Here is a 16,428-nt window from a genome sequence, read left to right on the forward strand (position 1 = left end):
AGATCTTCCAGCCCCGCCCCCCCCGCCGCGCCCCCGGCGCCCCCCCCCCCGCGGGGGGGCCCCGGGGGGGGGCCCCCCCCCCCCCCACGACGGCTGTCCGGGGGACACCCCGGCCCCGGGGACTCCGGTGCCGAGGGCCACCGCCGTGGTCACCAGTGCGGGGGTCACCGGTGACCACGGCGGCAGATCGGGGGGAACGGCTCACCCGAGGACGCCGGTGAGCCAGAGCACCCAGGCGAGCGCGCCCAGGGCGAGGAGGGCGTTGGTGGCGCGACCGCGCCAGGACGACGGGAGGAGCGCGGTGAGCGCGGTCATCGCCAGCAGTTCGACCGCGACCGTCGCCGTCCCCAGACCCTCGGGTCCGTGCCCGGCCGGCTGCACCGTGGGGCCGTCCATCGCGACGGGTCCGTCGGCGGCGATCGGCATCCCGTCGGCGAACCGCACCCCGGTGATCGGGTCGACGGCGACGGTGTCCCGCCCGGCGACGTCGTGCTCGTGACCGGTTGCGACGTCGTGCACCGCGAAGGCGTCGAGCAGGTTGGTGGTGTGTGCCAGCAGGTACAGGCCCAGCAGGCCCACCGTGCCCAGCAGCCCGAACGCGACCAGTTCGCGGCTGGGCCGTCTGCCCGCCCAGGCGGTGAGCAGCAGCCAGGCGGCCAGTCCGACCTGTGCCAGCGCGGTCAGCAGGAAGAAGCCGACGGCGAGCTCACCGGACTCCAGGTGGTCGACGGCTGCGGCCACGTGCAGGACCCCTGCGGCCGCCATCGCCAGCGCGGCCACCAGCTGCCACCGGGGGGCCCGCCGGCGCGCGGGCGCGGCGGGGGGAGTGGCCGGGGCGGTGTCGACGACGGTCACCGGGCACTCCCCTCGGACCACACCGGGAGGGTGGAGCGGCGGTGCCGGCTGGGCGTGTCCATCGGGCGGCTCCTCACTACCGATCGGGTAGGGGAACTCTCGCCTGCGCGACGCCCCGGTCACAGCCGCTCCCAGGGGTGGTGCACCTCCCGCAAATGGGGGGTCCGCACCGGTGTGGCACGGAGCTGTGGCGTCACTCGTCGCGGGTCAGCGGCACGACGGCGATGAGCAGCGCGCCGCCACCCTGCCGCTCCGTGAGGGTGACCGTGCCCCTCAGGTCGACGATCCGGTCGCGCAGCAGGGACAGCCCCAGGTGTCCCTCCTCGCGGCGGTCGGTGCCGTCCTCCGGGAAGCCCACGCCGTCGTCGGCGATCTCCAGCCGCACCGCCCGCGCGCCGCGCAGCTCGGTCTCCTCGAGGGTGATCCAGGTGTGCTGGGCCTTGGCGTGCTTGGCCACGTTGGCCAGCGCCTCCTTGGCCGTGCGGTAGAGGGCGGCCGCGGCGTCGGGCGTCATCTCCGGCAGGGGAGCGGCGTCCATGAGGACGTCGACCCCCTGGGTCCGCAACGGCTCGGCGACGTCGGAGATCGCCGCCCCCAGCCCCGGACCGCTGAGGTCGGGTGGGTAGATGTCGACCATGAGCCGGCGCAGCGACTGGACGGCGTGGCGGACGGCGCCCACCAGCCGGTCGACCGTCGGTTGTCGCTCCTCGGGCAGGCTACTGCGCAGGGCCGACAGCGCGTAGCTGACGCCGGCGAGGTCCTGCACCGGCCCGTCGTGGACGTCGGCGGCGATCGCGCGGCGCTCGCGCTCGGAGGCCTCGACGTTGCGCTGCATGAGCGTGGCGCGCTCGGCCTCCTGGCGGCGCACCCGCCGGGCCAGGGACGTGGCGATGGGGATCTGCACCACCTGCAGCACGACCAGGGCCCCGATGGCCATGGGGATGATCTCGCCGCGCAGGAGGGCGGCCTGCCGGTCGATCCCCTCGTAGGCGAAGTAGGCCTCGAACGCCAGCCGCTCGCCGCGCACGTCCAGCGGTGCGTACACCTCGAGCATGACCCCGCCACCCTGCGGCGAGGTCTCCGGTTCCTCGTCGACGTCGGAGACGGTCTCCCCGCCGATCGCGGCGAGCAGGTCGTCGGAGGGGCCGATGACCCGGCCCTGCAGGCCCGGCTCGCTGGCGTAGAGCACCTCGCCGGTGGCCCGCCAGACCACCATGCGGGTCACCGAGCCGTCGCTCATCCGGTTCTGCACGTCCCGGTCGAGCTCTTCCCACCGGCCGTCGACCCCGGCCAGCGCGTCGGCGAGCACCGGCGCGACGAGCAGGCGGCCGAGCCGCTCAGCGCCCCGCTCGGCCTCCGCCAGCGCGTTCGCCCGCGCGATGCGCTCACTGACCCAGATGGTGCCGGCGGACACCGCGAGCAGGACCAGCAGCGCGGTCGCGCAGAAGGCCGCCAGCTCCCGGCGCGGACCCGCACCACCCCGGGCAGGGGCGCGGCGGCGGGACCGAGTCGCGCGGGTGGAGCTGTCGGAGGAGGAGTGGGAGAGCTCAGCGGTCATTCAGCGAGCCGAGCAGGCCCAGCTGCTGGGCCTTGACGACCGCCTCGAGCTGGGAACGGACGCCGAGCTTGGCGTGCAGGGACTTCACGTAGCCGCGGCAGGTCTCCAGGGTGATGCCGAGGACCCGGGCGATCGCCTTGACCTGCATGCCGCGGCCGAGGCAGTCGAGGACCTCCTGCTCGCGGCGGGTCAGCTGCGGCGGGGCGGTGCGGTCGGCGGAGGCCGGCGGCGCTGCGGTGGGGCCCCCGGCGAAGGTGGACGGGGCGACGAGCATCTGGCCGGCCTGCACCCGCGACAGGACGTCGATCATCTCGGCGAGCGAGCCGTCCTTGGGGATGAACGCCGACGCGCCGGCCTGCGCCGCCCGGACGACCCAGTCGGGGTCCCGGTGCGCGGTCACCACGGCCACGACCGCCCGGGGGGCGACCTCGCGGACCCGCCGGGTGGCGGCCAGCCCGTCCTGGCGGGGCATCTCGATGTCCATCACCACGATGTCGGGCTGCAGGTCCTGTGCCATGGCGACGGCCTGGGCGGCCGAGTTCGCCGTCCCGATCGCCGTCATGCCGGCGGAGGACAGCGCCCCGGACAGCAGTTCGGCGAACGTCCGGTGGTCGTCGACGACCAGGACCCGGGCCTGGTCGAGCCGGGCATGCCGGTCCATCTGGGCGAGCGCCATGGAAACCCCCGTCGTGTCAGTGCCCTGACCACGTGCGTGGGAGGGCGCCGATATGGGACCCGAGTCGTACGCCGTTTGGCCAGAGGTCCTGGGTCAACGCGGGACCTAGGTCCTCACCCTGCGCCACGCCCGACGAGCGAGTCGGAACACAGCGTGACCGAGACTGCGCTGTTTCGTTGCCGACGTCACACCGGGGTTCACCCGATGGAGTCAGTGGCCGAGGCCGCGGCGTCGCTCCAGGCCGTACCGCCGGCGGCGACCGTCCGCACGTGCCCGGGGAGGGCGCCGGGGTCGTCGTCCTTCAGCAGGTAGCCGACGACCCCGATCTCCTGGGCCTCCTTGACCAGGGCCGGCGTGAGGGACCCGGTGAGGACGACGACCCGTGACTCCGGCTGCTCGGCCAGCAGTTCCCGCGCCGCCTGCAGCCCGGTCACCCGCGGCATCGCCAGGTCGAGGAGGACGACGTCGGGCCGGGTGCGCCGGGCGGCGTCGAGCACCTGCTCCCCGTCCTCGCACTGGGCGACCACCGTGACGTCGCCGGAGGCGGAGAGCAGCTCGGTGAGCGAGTCGCGGACGAACGCGTGGTCGTCGGCGAGCAGGACCCTGATCACCAGCCACCTCCCTCCCTGGTCGCGGCACGAGCGCGGGGCACCGTACCCAGCGGCGTTGCCGGGGTCCGACCAGGGGCTGCTGTGCCGGTGCGGGCCCCAGTGTCGCAACGCCTCCCGCGGCGAGCCAGATCACAACGACGGGGGTCCACTACCCCCAATCACGGGGGGAAATGCAACCACTTCCTGACAGACGGTGAGCAGGCCGGGATCAGCCCGACGGCGTGCCCCCGCCGGGCCGCAGCTCCGCCGGGTCGAGCAGGCCGGCCACCAGGTCCGTCGCCAGGTCGTCCACCGCCCGCCCGGCCGAGAACGCCGCGGCCCGCAGCAGGTCCAGCGCCGCGGGCGTGTCGGTGTCCAGCGACATGCTCAACCGGCCGACCGCCTCCCACACCGTCGCCCGTGCCCGCGCGGCCGGCCCGTGCAGCCAGGCGGGGCCGCCCCGCGGGGACCACGGCGACCAGACGGCGGCCTCGCCGAGGGCGGAGGACACCAGGTCACCGACGGCCATGGCCTCGAAGACGTCGAGGTCGGGGACCGACGCCTCCTCGGCGAAGAGCAGGTCCATGGCCCCCTTGCCGGCCAGCGTCTCGCCGAGCGGCAGGGCCACGACGGCCCGGTACGGGGTCAGCTCGGTCAGCAGCCCGGCGAACGTCGGCCAGCGGCGCTCCAGGTCGGTGGAGGCCGCGAAGACCGGTTCGCGGTGCAGCTGCGCGGTCTCGCACGGCCCGCTGCCGGCGGTGAACTGCAGCCGCTCGGCGAGCGCGGCCTGTTCCGAGCTGGCGCCGAGCGGGATCCGCCGCCCCGCGCCGTCGAGGACGCTCAGGCCGGCGCCGTCGACACCCAGGATCCGGGCCGCCGCCCGGGACAGCCGCACCGGGAGCAGCTCCGGACCGGCGAGGCCGGCGTCGGAGACGTCGTCCACCGCGGCGTGGAAGCGCTCGGCGATCGACACGGGCCGATCATGCGCCATCCGGGGCCCGTGCACCCCCGGAAGCGGATCGGTTCGATCCGTATCCCTCCGACGCCCATCAGTTCCCGTCCCCGCCCGGGGCGGCGCGCAGCGGCAGGACGGCGGGGCCGTGCGGACCGGGCACGACCCGGGCCCGCGCCCCGTAGTGGTTGGCCAGCGCCTCGGCGGTGAGCACCTCGGCCGGCGTCCCCTCGGCCACCACCCGGCCCGCGGAGAGCAGGGCCAGCCGGTCGGCGTACTGGCCGGCGAGGCTGAGGTCGTGCAGCGTGCTCAGCACGGTCAGCCCGTCCTGGCGGCGCAGCCGGTCGACCAGGTCGAGCACCTGCTGGGCGTGCCCCAGGTCCAGGGCCGCGGTCGGCTCGTCCAGCAGCAGCACGCGCGGCTGCTGGGCCAGGGCACGGGCCAGCACCGCCCGCTGCTGCTCCCCGCCGGACAGCGTCGACAGCGGTCGGCCGGCCAGCTCGGTGAGCTCCAGCCGCGCCATCACGTCCGCCACCACCTGCCGGTCCCCGGCGCGGGGAGCGGCCAGCAGCGAGCGGTGCGGGGTGCGCCCGAGGGTCACGTAGTCGGCGGTGGTCACGCCCTCGGGCACCACCGGGCGCTGCGGGGCGTACGCGAGGTGGCGGGCCCGCGCCCGGCGCGGCATGCCGGTGGTGGGGACGCCGTCGACGCGGACCTGGCCCTCGTGCGGGTGGGCGCCGAGCACCGCCCGCAGCAGCGTCGACTTGCCCGCGCCGTTGGGGCCGATGACCGCCGTCCACCCGCCGGGTACCACGTCGAGCCGCACGTCCTCGAGGACCCGCGTGCGGCCGAACGCGGCCGACAACCCGACGACCTCCACCCGGGCACCGCCGTTCACCGCCGCCGGGCCCCCGCCCACAGCAGGCCGGCGAAGAACGGGGCGCCGACGAACGCGGTCACCACGCCGATCGGCAGCTCGGCCGGGGCCAGGACGACCCGGGCCACCAGGTCGGCCAGCACCAGGAACGCGCCCCCGACGAGGAGGGCGGCCGGCAGGACGCGGGCGTTGGACCCGCCGACCAGCCGGCGGGTGATGTGCGGGACGACCAGGCCCACGAACCCGATGAGCCCGCTGACCGCCACGGCGGAGGCCGTCGCCAGCGACGCCGCGAGGACCACCAGCAGCCGCACCCGGCCGGGCTGCACGCCGAGGGAGCGGGCTTCGTCGTCGCCCACCGCCAGCACGTCCAGCGCCCGCCCGCACAGCAGCAGGACCGCGCAGGCCAGGCCCAGGTAGGGCAGCACCAGCGCGACGTCGGACCACTGCGCCCGGCCCAGCTGGCCGAGCAGCCAGCCGTAGACCTCGCGCAGGTCGTCGGTGTTCTGCTGCTGCACGAGGGTCTGCGCGGCGGCCAGGAAGGAGGCGACGGCGACCCCGGCGAGCAGCAGGGTGGCACTGTGCGACCCGCCGGCGGCGGTGCCGAGCAGCAGCGCCGCGCCGACGCCGGCCAGGGCCCCGGCGAACGCCGCGAGCGGGACGACGCCGACCGGCCCGAGCGACGTCCCCGGCGCGTAGGCGATCACCAGCGTGGCGCCCAGCCCCGCACCGGCGGCCGCCCCGAGCAGGTACGGGTCGGCCAGCGGGTTGCGGAACACCGCCTGGTAGGAGGCGCCGGAGACGGCCAGCCCGGCGCCGACCAGCGCGGCGAGGACCACGCGCGGCAGCCGCAGCTGCAGCAGCACCGCGGCGCCGGTGCCCTCCAGGCCGCCGGGCACGTCGACGCCCAGCGGGGCGAGCGCGCGGTCGGCCAGCGTCGCGACGACCGCGCCGGGGGGCAGGGCAAGTGCACCGACCCACACCCCGGCCAGCAGCGCCAGCACGAGCACGGCCGCGCACGCCACGAGCACCCCCGCCGTCCGGCGGCGGGGCCGGACGGCGGGGGGTGCGGTGGAGGCGTCCGCCGGGGCCGTCATCGCAGCTGCGCTCAGCCCCGCAGGACGGCGGCGACGGACTCGGCGAAGTCGGCCACGCGCGGTCCCCAGCGGGAGGCCACCGCGTCGTCGACCGCGAGGACCCGGCCCTGCTGGACGGCGGGGACCGTGTCGAACGCCGGCCGCCCGGCCAGCGCGGCGGCGTCCTGGGCGCAGCACACCGTGTCGGCGAGGACGACGAGGTCCGGCGCCTGGCCGACGACGTACTCCGGGGACAGCTGCGGGTAGCCGCCGGCGGGATCGGCCGCCCCGTCGGCGATGTTCTCCAGGCCGAAGAGGGCGTAGACGCTGCCGATGAACGTCTCGCTGGTCGCGGAGTAGAAGCTCGGGTCGAGCTCGTGGTAGACCCGCTGGCCCCGGGCCTCGTCGGCGACGGAGTCCACCGCGGCGGCGATGCGGTCCTGCACGTCGGCCACCACGTCGGCGGCCTCCTCGGTGTGGCCGGTCGCCGCGCCGAGCGTCTCGATCTGGGCGTAGCTGTCCTCGAGGCCGTCGACCGCGCCCAGCAGCAGGGTCGGCACCTGCAGCGCGTCGAGGGCGTCGACGATGCCGTTCATGTCGTCGCTGAGGACGACGAGGTCCGGTCCGTACGCCGCGATGGCCTCGGCGTTCGGGGTGAACGCCGACAGGTCGGTGGTCGGCGCCTCGGCGGGGAAGTCCGACGTGCTGTCGACGGCCTCGACCTGCTCGCCGGCGCCGATGGCGAACAGCATCTCGGTGGCCGAGGCCGACATCGAGACGATGGCCTCGGGTCGCTGCTCGAGCGTGAGGTCGCCGTCGTCGCCGGCAACGGTGACCGGGAACGCGCCGCCGGGGGCGGGCGCGGGACCCGCCCCCTCGGCGGCGGTGTCGTCCCCGGCGCACGCCGAGAGGACCAGGAGGAGCGGGAGGAGCAGCGCTGCGGGGGCACGCCGGCGGGTGGTGCAGGACAACGGAGGCCTCTCGTCGGCGGCCGGCGCCGCCCACGGGCACCCGACGCCCGGTGCGCGACCCCTGCCGCGAGGGTCGGTACACGACGCGGGGCAGGCGATCTGGCTCAGGTCGACAGCGACCATCACAGTTGCGGGACAGCGCCGGGTTCCCACCGGTCTTCGCTGCGCGAGCGCCGCCGGCGAGCCGCCGGCGGGGGAACGGTACCAGCGGCGGCCGGTCAGCCCCCGTCGCCGAGGACGGCGGAGTAGACCCCGACCGTCTGCTGGGCGATCGCCGGCCAGCCGAACTCCGCCAGCACCCGCTCGCGGCCCGCGGCGCCCATGCGGGCGGCCCGGTCCGGATCGGCCAGCAGCTCGGCGATCCGCGCGGCCAGGCCCGCCTCGAAGGCCGCGGTGTCGTCGGGGTCGTAGGCGACGAGCAGGCCCGTCCGGCCGTCGTCGACCACCTCGGGGATGCCCCCCACCGCGCTGGCGACGACGGCGGTGCCACAGGCCGCCGCCTCGAGGTTCACGATGCCCAGCGGCTCGTAGACCGAGGGGACGACGAAGACGGTCGCGCCGGTGATCAGCGGCACCAGCTGCTCGCGGGGCAGCATCGCCTCGATCCACACCACGCCGTCGCGCCGGGACTGCAGCTCGGTGACCGCGTCGGCGACCTGCTGGCGCTCGGCCGGGGTGTCGGCCGCACCCGCGCACAGCACCAGGCCGGCCTCGGCGGGCAGCTGCTCGGCGGCCCGCAGCAGGTGCATGACCCCCTTCTGCCGGGTGATCCGGCCGACGAACAGCGCGTAGGGCCGGTCGGGGTCGACCCCGAGCCCGCGGACGACGTCCGGCGCGTCCACCGGCCGGTAGGCCTCGGCGTCCACCCCGTTGCCGACGACGTGCACCCGGGCCGGGTCCAGCTCGGGGTAGACGGTGAGCACGTCGGCCTTCATGCCCCCGCTGACGGCGATCACCGCGTCCGCGGCCAGGTAGGCGGTGCGCTCCACCCAGGACGACAGCCGGTAGCCGCCGCCGAGCTGGTCGGCCTTCCACGGCCGGCGCGGCTCGAGGGAGTGGGCGGTCACCACGTGCGGCGTGCCGTGCACCAGGCCGGCGAACAGGCCCGCGGCGTTGGCGTACCAGGTGTGGCTGTGCACCAGGTCGGCGTCGGCCAGCGCCCCGGCGATCTCCACGTCGACGCCGAGGGCCTGCAGCGCGCCGTTGGCCGACCGCAGTCCCTCGGGGACCGGGTGGCCGGTCGCGTCCGGCCGCGGGCCGCCGAAGCAGTGGACGTCGATCTGCGGACCCGCCGGCAGCGAGCGGAGGGCCGCGGCGAGGTGCTCGACGTGCACCCCCGCGCCCCCGTACACGTCCGGCGGCCACTCCCTCGTCACCATCCCGATCCGCACGGGCCTCACCCTAGGGGGCGGCGTCGTGCAGCGCGGGGCGGCGAACGCCCCGCTCAACGGCTACGTTGCGTCACATGCGCGGCGGTCCTCGGGTTCTCGGCATCGTTCTGGCCGGCGGTGAGGGGAAGCGACTGGCCCCTCTGACGGCGGACAGGGCCAAGCCGGCAGTGCCCTTCGGGGGCAACTACCGGCTCATCGACTTCGTGCTCTCCAACCTGGTGAACGCCGAGGTCCGGCAGATCGCCGTCCTCACCCAGTACAAGAGCCACAGCCTCGACCGGCACATCACGACGACGTGGCGGCTGTCGCAGATGCTGGGGAACTACATCACCCCCGTGCCGGCGCAGCAGCGGCTCGGTCCGCGCTGGTACACCGGCAGCGCCGACGCGATCTTCCAGAGCCTCAACCTCATCTACGACGCCCGGCCCGACATCGTCGTCGTCTTCGGCGCCGACCACGTCTACCGCATGGACCCGGCGCAGATGATCGACCAGCACCTGCAGACCGGTGCCGGCGTCACCATCGCCGGCCTGCGGGTGCCCCGGCACGAGGCCACCGGGTTCGGCGTCATCGACGCCGACGCCGCCGGCAAGGTGCGCGGCTTCCTCGAGAAGCCGGCCGACCCGCCCGGCCTGCCCGACTCGCCCGAGGAGAGCTTCGCCTCCATGGGCAACTACGTGTTCACCACCGACGCGCTGCTGGAGGCCCTGCGCGCGGACGCCGAGGACGAGAACTCGGCGCACGACATGGGCGGCTCGATCATGCCGATGCTCGCCGAGGCCGGGGACGCGTACGTCTACGACTTCTCCACCAACATCGTCCCGGGCGCGACCGAGCGCGACCACGGCTACTGGCGCGACGTCGGGACCCTCGACTCCTACTTCGACGCGCACATGGACCTGGTGTCGGTCACCCCGATCTTCAACCTCTACAACGACCGCTGGCCGATCCTCACCCTGCCCCCGCAGCAGCCCCCGGCGAAGTTCGTGCTCGGCGGCCGCGCGGAGGAGTCGATGGTCAGCGCCGGCGCGATCATCGGCGGCGGCTCGGTGCACAGTTCGGTGGTCTCGCCGGGGGTCCGCGTGGAGCGCGGGGCACGGGTCGAGGACAGCGTGCTCATGGACGGCGTGTACGTCGGCGAGGGCGCCTACGTCCGGCGGGCCATCCTGGACAAGAACGTCGTCGTCCCGGACTGGGCGCGGATCGGGGTGGACCTGGCCGCCGACCGCGAGCGCTACCACGTCAGCGCCGGTGGGGTCACCGTGCTGGGGAAGGGCGCCCGCGCCCACGTCTGAGGAAGGACCCCGTCCTCCCCGCCCTTCGCAGGCTCAGGGCGGGACCCGGGACGGGGCCGGAGAGCTCACCCGATCGTGGCCGACCCACTCGTCGTCACCCTGCTTCTGGGCTCTGAGGCCCAGGAGCGGTTCGACCGGCTGCGTGCGGCGCACTTCCCGCCGGAGCGCAACCACCTGGCCGCGCACGTCACGCTCTTCCACGCCCTGCCCGGTGACCAGGTGGACGCCGTCGCCGCCGACCTGGCCGCCGCGGTCGCCCGGCCGCCGTTCGCGGTCGCGGTCACCGGCCTGCGGCTGCTCGGCCGCGGTGTGGCCTACACCCTCGAGTCGCCGGAACTGGCCGCACTGCGCGACCGGCTCGCCGCGGCCTGGGAGCCGTGGCTGACCCGGCAGGACCGGCAGCGGTTCGCCCCGCACGTCACCGTGCAGAACAAGGTCGAACCCCCGGTCGCCCGGGCACTGCGTGACCGGCTGGCCGCGCAGTTCACGCCTGAGCGGGTGCCGGCGCGCGGCCTGCGACTGTGGCGCTACCGCGACGGCCCGTGGGAGCCGGTGGCCGAGTACCCGTTCGGCTGACGGCGCTATCGGCGCTTGGTGGCCACCAGCAGTCCCGCCCCGATCGGCAGGACGGCGGAGGTGAGGTCCTCGTGCTCGCGGATGCTGCGGGACAGCTCCCGCCAGGTGACCGTCTGCTCGTCGCGGGCGCTGCGGTCGGCGATGCGGCCGCCCTCCAGCAGGCCGTGGCAGGCGACCGTGCCGCCCACCCGCACCAGGTCCAGCAGGCCGCCGAGGTGCGCGGCGTACTCGGTCGGCGGTCCGGCGCAGACCACCATGTCGTAGGCCCCCGGGGACAGCCGCGGCAGCACCTCCGCCGGGGTGCCGAAGATCATCCGGGTGCGGCCGGCCGGGTGCCCGGCCTCAGCGAAGGCCCGGCGCGCGGCACGCAGCTGTTCGGGATCGCCGTCGAGGGCGGTGAGCAGCCCGTCCGGGCGCATGCCCTCGAGCAGCCAGAGGCCGACCACCCCGCCACCGCTGCCGATGGAGACCACCGCGCGGGCGCCGCCGCTCGCGGCCAGGACCGCCAGCGTGGCGCCGACGGCGGGCTCCACCGGCGCGGGACCCGCGAGCCGGTCCGCGCGGGCGCGCGCCGCGGCCAGGGCGGGGGTCTCGGCGGCGAAGCGGTCGGCGTACGCGGCGCCGTCCCGGCCCGGCCGCGGCCCCTCGGCGGTCACGGCCGGGCTCCGGCGTCGATCCGCTCCTCGCGGGCCGCTCGCCGACCTGTCGTCCTCGGAGCGCTCACTGCTCGACTCCGGGTCATCACCGGCCGAGGGTAGTGGCCCCTCCCGCCGTGCCCGCCCGCGACCGGCGCAGCTGTGAGCTCACTGTGAACGGGAACACCGGGGAATCGCCGGTCCGTTGGACAGGACGTGCCCTCCGAGCGAGCAGTGCCCGACCGACCCACCGACGTCCGGGGGTCGGGATCGGAGTCCGTCTGCGATCCTGGGACCGTGAGCGACGCCGTCCCCGCCTCGCCGGCCCCGGGCCCGGACGTGCCCGCCGCCGGCGTCGAGGCCTGGGTGGCGCCGACGTGGGAGCAGGTCGTGCGCGACCACTCCGCGCGGGTGTACCGGCTGGCCTACCGGCTCTCGGGCAACGCGCAGGACGCCGAGGACCTCACCCAGGAGACCTTCGTCCGGGTGTTCCGCTCGCTGGCGGACTTCTCGCCGGGCACCTTCGAGGGCTGGCTGCACCGCATCACCACGAACCTGTTCCTGGACATGGTGCGCCGTCGGCAGCGGATCCGGTTCGACGCCCTGCCCGAGGACACCGAGCGGCTGCCGGGCACCGCGCCCAGCCCCGAGCAGGTCTACGCCGACACCCACCTGGACCCGCAGGTGCAGGCGGCGCTGGACGCCCTGTCGCCGGAGTTCCGGGTGGCCGTGGTGCTGTGCGACATCGAGGGGCTGACCTACGAGGAGATCGCGGCCACCCTGGGCATCAAGCTGGGGACGGTCCGCAGCCGCATCCACCGGGGCCGCGTCCAGTTGCGCGAGGCCCTCGCCCACCTGGCTCCGCGCCGGCCGGCGGTCCCCGCGGGTGGTGTCGTCGAGGGGAGCGCGGGGTGAACATCCCGGAGAGCCACCTGGCGCAGGAGGCGATCACCGCGCTGGTGGACGGCGAGCTCGGTGGCGGCCCGGCCGCCCGCGCCGCTCGTCATCTCGCCGGCTGCGCCCAGTGCCGCATGGCCGTGCAGGCCCAGCGGGAGGCCAAGGCGGCGCTGCACGACTCCTCCGACGTCGCCGTCCCCGGTGACCTGCTGTCGCGGTTGCGGGCGATCCCGTTCACCGCCGACGTGCCCGGGGGTGGCATGGGGTCGGTCAGCGCCGGTCCGGGTCAGCTGACCGTGCGTGGTGCGGGCGGGTCCTGGGCCGTCCCGCTGGACCCCGCGCCGGCCGAGCCCGAGCGCCCCGGCCAGGCGCGCTGGCTGCGGCGCGGTGTCGCCGGTGCCCTCGCCGGCCTCGGCCTCGGCGTGACCGCGCTCGCGCTGAACCTGCCCACGGGCGGTCCCGCGGGCAACGACCGGCCGCCGGCGTCGGTGGCCGGTCCCTCCGCCGAGGAGCGCACCGAGATCGTGCCGCCGGTGGTGCGGGCCTTCACCGTGAGCAGGGCCGCCACCGGCACCCCGGGTGGGACGCCCTGAACACCCGCACCGACCCACCGTCCGGGGAGGACCCGCTGCCCGAGAACCCGCAGACCCCGGACGAGTCGCGGCCTCCGGCTGCCGGCTCCGCGGAGGAGGGCGCCCCGGTGCCCGACGAGGCCTTCGCCCGGCCGCGGGAGGGCGTCGGCCCCTTCGACCCGCCCCCCGCTCCCACCCGCCCCGCGGTGGTCCGCCCCATGGCGCCCGACCCCGCCCAGCAGGCCGCCTTCGGGCGCCCCTCCGCCGTCCCCGGGAGCTTCGCCGGCGACCGGCCCACCCCGCCGCCGCGCCCGGTGCTCCCGCCGCCGCCCGAGGCGGTGCTGCGCGCCTTCGCGCCGCCCGGCCCCGGCCGCCGCGGGCTGGAGGAGCCGCCCGGCGGTCGCCCCGGCCGCCGGCGGACCTCCGCCGGCCCGTGGTGGAAGGCCGACGCCCGCTCCGACCCCTGGCGCGACCCGCACGCGCCGGCCGCCCTCACCGGCCCGGCGGTCTTCGAGGAGGAGTCCGAGCAGGAGGGTCCGCTCGTCGTCGACGGCCGGGGCCGCAAGAAGCTGCGGCTGCGGGACCTGTCGATCCGGCTGTCGGTCCTCGTCCTGCTCGCCGTGCTGCTGGTCGGGGCCGTCGGCGGTGCCGCCGGCTACCTGCTGACCCGCACCGCCGACGAGACGCCGCTGCTCGCGCCGGGCACCCGGCTCAACGAGACCGACGAGGGCATCTCCCGCGAACCGGGCTCGGTCTCCGACATCGCCGAGCGGGTGACCCCCACGGTCGTGTCGGTGGAGGTGCGCCTCGGGGAGGCCGGCGCCACCGGGTCCGGCGTGGTCGTCGACGGCGAGAACGGCTACATCGTCACCAACAACCACGTCATCTCCGGCGCAGACGGCGTCGAGGGCGCCGAGATCCGTGCGGTGTTCTCCGACGGCAGCGGCTCCGCGGCCCGCATCGTCGGCCGCGACCCGGCCAGCGACATCGCCGTCCTCAAGGTCGAGAAGCCCGGCCTGCTCACCGCGGCGCTGGGCACCTCGGACTCGGTGGTCGTCGGTGACCCGGTCGTGGCGATCGGCTCGCCGCTGGGCCTGGCCAGCACCGTGACCAGCGGGATCGTCAGCGCCCTGGACCGCCCGGTGCGGTTGTCGGGGGAGGGCAGCGACACCAACGCGGTGATCAGCGCCGTGCAGACCGACGCCCCGATCAACCCCGGCAACTCCGGCGGGGCGCTGGTCAACGGGGCCGGTGAGGTCATCGGGATCAACACCGCCATCGCCTCGCTCGGCGGCGGCAGCGTCGGGCTGGGCTTCGCCATCCCGATCGACACCGTCCGGGACATCGCCCAGCAGCTGATCAGCACCGGGGAGGCCGTGCACGCCTCGCTCGGCGTGAACGCGCGCTCGGTCACCGACGGCACCCGGGACGGCGCCCTGGTGGTGAACGTGGAGCCCAGCAGCGCGGCCGCGACCGCGGGCATCCGCGAGCAGGACGTGATCATCGCCGTCGAGGACCAGCCGGTGGGCAGCTCCGAGGAGCTGGTCGTCGCGATCGACGCCCACGACCCGGGCCAGACCGTCACCGTCGAGCTGGTGCGCAACGGGTCGTCGACGACGGTCGAGGCGACGCTCGGCACCGCCTGAGCGGCATCCCCCCGGATCGGGGCGCTGACCCGGCGGCCCGGCCCGCATACCCTGGGAGGCCGCGGCGGTGCGGGCCGTGGGAGACAGGAGCGGTGCGTGTTCGACTCGATCGGCTGGGGCGAGATCGTCGTCCTCGCGCTGGCCGCGCTGTTCATCTTCGGGCCCGAGCGGCTGCCCCACCTGGCCAAGGACGCCGCCACCGGGCTGAAGAAGGTGCGCGAGGCGATCACCGGTGTCCGCGCCCAGGTCGACGAGTCGCTGGGCGACGACCTGGCCAAGCTGCGCGACCTCGACCTGCGCCAGTACCACCCCAAGACGTTCATCCGGAACCAGCTGCTCGCCGACGACGACGGTCCGACCGCTCGCCGGGGCAGCGCCACCGGCTCGGCCGGGCTGGCCGCGACCGGGGGAGCGGTGGCCGCGCGCAACGCCGTCCGCACCCGGGACGCGGCGACCCCGCCGCCGTTCGACCCGGATGCCACCTGAGCCCTCGGCCGGCGTGAGTGCCGGCGTTCCTCGTGCGCTGCGGGCGCTGCAGGACCGGCACTGCACGAGGAACGCCCGCACTGTCGCGGTCGGCAGAAGAAGCGAGAGGCCGGTTCCCCTGACGGGGAACCGGCCTCTGTCGCGTTCAGGTCAGCGGCGGACCGGGGTGAGGCCCAGCGACATGCCCGACAGCCCGCGCTGGCGCGTGGCCAGGCCGTCGGCGATGGCGGACAGCGCCCGCGCCGCGGTGGACTCCGGGTCGGCGAGCACCACCGGGGCGCCGGCGTCCCCGGCCTCGCGGACCCGGGTGTCCAGCGGGATCTGACCGAGCAGCGGGACGCGGGCGCCCAGCGTCCGGGTCAGCGCCTCGGACACCGTCTCGCCGCCGCCGGAGCCGAAGACCTCCATGCGGGAGCCGTCGGGCAGGTCCAGCCACGACATGTTCTCGATGACGCCGACGACCTGCTGGTGGGTCTGGGTGGCGATCGCGCCGGCCCGCTCGGCCACCTCGGCGGCGGCCAGCTGCGGCGTCGTCACCACCAGGATCTCGGCGTTGGGCAGCAGCTGGGCGATGGAGATCGCGACGTCGCCGGTGCCGGGCGGCAGGTCCAGCAGGAGGACGTCGAGGTCGCCCCACCACACGTCGGCGAGGAACTGCTGCAGCGCGCGGTGCAGCATCGGCCCGCGCCACACCACCGGCGTGTTGCCCGGGGTGAACATCCCGATCGAGATGACCTTCACGCCGTAGGCCTGCGGCGGCATGATCATGTTGTCGACCTGGGTCGGCTTGTCGTCGACCCCGAGCATCCGCGGCACCGAGTGGCCGTAGATGTCGGCGTCCACGACGCCCACCGACAGCCCGCGCTTGGCCAGGGCCGCGGCCAGGTTCACCGTGACGCTGGACTTGCCGACGCCGCCCTTGCCGGAGGCGACGGCGTACACGCGGGTGAGCGAGCCGGGCTGGGCGAACGGGATGACCGGGTCGGCGGCGTCGGTCCCGCGGACGGTGCGGCGCAACTCGGCGCGCTGCTCGTCGTCCATGACGTCGAGCCCGACCTGGACCGCGGTGACGCCGGGGACGGCGGACACGGCCTCGGTGACGCGGTTGGTGATCGTCTCCCGCATCGGGCACCCCGAGACGGTCAGGTAGACCTCGACGCGGACGGTGCCGTCGGCGTCGATCTGCACGTCCTTGACCATGCCCAGGTCGGTGAGCGGACGGTTGATCTCCGGGTCCTGGACGGTGGCCAGAGCGGCGGTGACGGCGTCGAGGGCCGGCGCGCCGGTCAGCTGGTCGGACATGGTGTTCGTCTGTCTCCTTCGACGGGGGGACCCGGCCGGCCCGCCGAGGGCGGCGACCTGCGCACACGGGTCT

General features: G+C 75.7%; 17 protein-coding genes. 6 read left to right on the forward strand and 11 right to left on the reverse strand.

The features are described 5' to 3' along the window. Window positions 1–201: 201 nt before the first annotated feature. From ACI789_RS18600 to glgA, 9 genes are all read right to left on the reverse strand, one after another. The gene (locus tag ACI789_RS18600) at window positions 202–855 is read right to left on the reverse strand and encodes a hypothetical protein (RefSeq protein ID WP_457010854.1); all 654 of its coding nucleotides are present in this window, start codon (window positions 853–855) and stop codon (window positions 202–204) included. A gap of 193 nt (window positions 856–1,048) precedes the next feature. Continuing rightward, complete coding sequence (locus tag ACI789_RS18605; protein WP_457010855.1) at window positions 1,049–2,413, reverse strand: sensor histidine kinase; 1,365 nt, start codon at window positions 2,411–2,413, stop codon at window positions 1,049–1,051. Continuing rightward, entirely contained in the window at window positions 2,403–3,089 is a 687-nt protein-coding gene (locus ACI789_RS18610) for a response regulator (RefSeq protein WP_456920658.1), read from the reverse strand. Before ACI789_RS18610 ends, ACI789_RS18605 begins: the two co-directional genes overlap by 11 nt. Before the next feature lie 197 nt (window positions 3,090–3,286). After that, window positions 3,287–3,700, reverse strand: coding sequence for a response regulator (locus ACI789_RS18615; RefSeq protein WP_457010856.1), 414 nt, complete (start codon window positions 3,698–3,700; stop codon window positions 3,287–3,289). Window positions 3,701–3,908: 208 nt separating this feature from the next. Then, the gene (locus ACI789_RS18620) at window positions 3,909–4,652 is read right to left on the reverse strand and encodes a GAF domain-containing protein (protein WP_457010857.1); all 744 of its coding nucleotides are present in this window, start codon (window positions 4,650–4,652) and stop codon (window positions 3,909–3,911) included. Window positions 4,653–4,728: 76 nt separating this feature from the next. Then, complete coding sequence (locus tag ACI789_RS18625; protein WP_457010858.1) at window positions 4,729–5,511, reverse strand: ABC transporter ATP-binding protein; 783 nt, start codon at window positions 5,509–5,511, stop codon at window positions 4,729–4,731. 14 nt (window positions 5,512–5,525) lie between these two features. After that, complete coding sequence (locus tag ACI789_RS18630) at window positions 5,526–6,605, reverse strand: FecCD family ABC transporter permease (protein ID WP_457010859.1); 1,080 nt, start codon at window positions 6,603–6,605, stop codon at window positions 5,526–5,528. A gap of 11 nt (window positions 6,606–6,616) precedes the next feature. After that, a complete protein-coding gene (locus tag ACI789_RS18635) occupies window positions 6,617–7,555 on the reverse strand; it encodes an ABC transporter substrate-binding protein (RefSeq protein ID WP_457010860.1) in 939 nt (312 codons plus the stop codon). A 218-nt stretch (window positions 7,556–7,773) separates the two neighbouring features. After that, window positions 7,774–8,946, reverse strand: a complete 1,173-nt coding sequence (gene glgA / locus ACI789_RS18640; RefSeq protein ID WP_457010861.1) for a glycogen synthase — start codon at window positions 8,944–8,946, stop codon at window positions 7,774–7,776. A gap of 74 nt (window positions 8,947–9,020) precedes the next feature. Here glgA and glgC point away from each other — a divergent pair, with 74 nt between their 5' ends. Further along, window positions 9,021–10,241 (forward strand): glucose-1-phosphate adenylyltransferase, encoded by a 1,221-nt coding sequence (gene glgC / locus ACI789_RS18645; protein ID WP_457010862.1) that lies wholly within the window; start codon window positions 9,021–9,023, stop codon window positions 10,239–10,241. A gap of 75 nt (window positions 10,242–10,316) precedes the next feature. Beyond that, window positions 10,317–10,817, forward strand: coding sequence for a 2'-5' RNA ligase family protein (locus ACI789_RS18650; RefSeq protein ID WP_457010863.1), 501 nt, complete (start codon window positions 10,317–10,319; stop codon window positions 10,815–10,817). A 5-nt stretch (window positions 10,818–10,822) separates the two neighbouring features. On the opposite strand, the gene ACI789_RS18655 is transcribed toward ACI789_RS18650, so the two are convergent. Beyond that, window positions 10,823–11,473 carry an O-methyltransferase gene (locus ACI789_RS18655; RefSeq protein ID WP_457010864.1) on the reverse strand — a complete coding sequence of 217 codons (651 nt, stop codon included), beginning with the start codon at window positions 11,471–11,473 and terminating at the stop codon, window positions 10,823–10,825. A gap of 276 nt (window positions 11,474–11,749) precedes the next feature. Here ACI789_RS18655 and sigE point away from each other — a divergent pair, with 276 nt between their 5' ends. From sigE to ACI789_RS18675, 4 genes are all read left to right on the forward strand, one after another. Then, a complete protein-coding gene (gene sigE, locus ACI789_RS18660; protein ID WP_457010866.1) occupies window positions 11,750–12,367 on the forward strand; it encodes an RNA polymerase sigma factor SigE in 618 nt (205 codons plus the stop codon). Further along, entirely contained in the window at window positions 12,364–12,942 is a 579-nt protein-coding gene (locus tag ACI789_RS18665; protein WP_457010867.1) for an anti-sigma factor family protein, read from the forward strand. The genes sigE and ACI789_RS18665 overlap by 4 nt, the downstream gene beginning before the upstream one ends. A gap of 107 nt (window positions 12,943–13,049) precedes the next feature. After that, a complete protein-coding gene (locus tag ACI789_RS18670) occupies window positions 13,050–14,567 on the forward strand; it encodes a S1C family serine protease (RefSeq protein WP_457010868.1) in 1,518 nt (505 codons plus the stop codon). A 96-nt stretch (window positions 14,568–14,663) separates the two neighbouring features. Next, window positions 14,664–15,053: a twin-arginine translocase TatA/TatE family subunit gene (locus tag ACI789_RS18675; protein ID WP_457010869.1), complete on the forward strand. Its 390-nt coding sequence runs from the start codon at window positions 14,664–14,666 to the stop codon at window positions 15,051–15,053. Between the two features lie 150 nt (window positions 15,054–15,203). Here ACI789_RS18675 and ACI789_RS18680 read toward each other — a convergent pair whose 3' ends face one another. After that, on the reverse strand, window positions 15,204–16,355 hold the full coding sequence (locus ACI789_RS18680) for an Mrp/NBP35 family ATP-binding protein (RefSeq protein WP_457010870.1): 1,152 nt from the start codon (window positions 16,353–16,355) through the stop codon (window positions 15,204–15,206). Window positions 16,356–16,428 lie beyond the last annotated feature (73 nt).

Source organism: Geodermatophilus sp. SYSU D00965 (genome assembly GCF_054050075.1).